This window comes from Salmonella sp. SAL4457 (genome assembly GCF_046548235.1).
GTDB lineage: Bacteria > Pseudomonadota > Gammaproteobacteria > Enterobacterales > Enterobacteriaceae > Salmonella > Salmonella enterica.
In genome coordinates, this window is the sequence record NZ_JBGDZO010001245.1 from 1 (window position 1) to 239 (window position 239).

Here is a 239-nt window from a genome sequence, read left to right on the forward strand (position 1 = left end):
GGATTTCTTCAGCATCCCGGCACCGCCGCTCTTGGCGGGAACCTGGCTGTCGATCAGTGCATCGGCCATGAACTAGTTATCCTCGCGCCGCTCAGACCGGCATCTGCATGATGTCTTGGTAGGCCTGGACCAGCTTGTTGCGCACCTGGGTCATGGCCTGGAACGACACGCTGGCCTTCTGGCTGGCGATCATCACGTCGGTCAGGTCGACGCCGCTCTGGCCGACCTCGAAGGCGTTG

Annotated in this window: 1 protein-coding gene; it reads right to left on the reverse strand. The window is 62.3% G+C overall.

The window, feature by feature from the left end; translation table 11 throughout:
* Positions 1-91: 91 nt before the first annotated feature.
* Positions 92-239: flagellar hook-basal body complex protein FliE (gene fliE, locus ACLJNW_RS28175; protein WP_410961923.1), on the reverse strand; the 148-nt coding region annotated here is incomplete at its 5' end.